Origin of the sequence: Pectobacterium betavasculorum (assembly GCF_000749845.1) — a bacterium.
Lineage (GTDB): Bacteria > Pseudomonadota > Gammaproteobacteria > Enterobacterales > Enterobacteriaceae > Pectobacterium > Pectobacterium betavasculorum.
The window spans coordinates 1-288 of sequence record NZ_JQHM01000078.1 but is presented as its reverse complement, the minus strand read 5'-3'; the positions used below and the strand labels follow the sequence as shown (position 1 = coordinate 288).

Genomic DNA, 288 nt, shown 5'->3' with positions numbered 1-288 from the left:
AAGCGCGTTTTCCGGCTGACCCTCCGGGCCGCACAGGGCTTTATTGATTCCATTTTTGCCCTGATGGGCATTCCTTTGCGCTGCCCGGATTACACCAGTGTCAGCAAACGTGCGAAGTCGTTTGATGCCAGCTTTAAAACACCCAGCCGGGGAGAAATAGCGCATCTGGCAGTTGATGCAAAAACACATGAAATCATCTGCGCAGACCTGTCACTAAACAATGTGACCGATGCAGAAGCCTTCCCTGGTCTTATTCGACAGACCCACCGGAAAATAAAGTCTGCGGCG

General features: G+C 52.1%; 1 protein-coding gene. It reads left to right on the top strand.

What is annotated here, in order from left to right; all coding sequences use genetic code 11:
- Nucleotides 1-288, top strand: a 288-nt coding sequence (locus KP22_RS21180) for an IS5/IS1182 family transposase (protein ID WP_039326468.1), incomplete at both ends; no start/stop codon positions are given.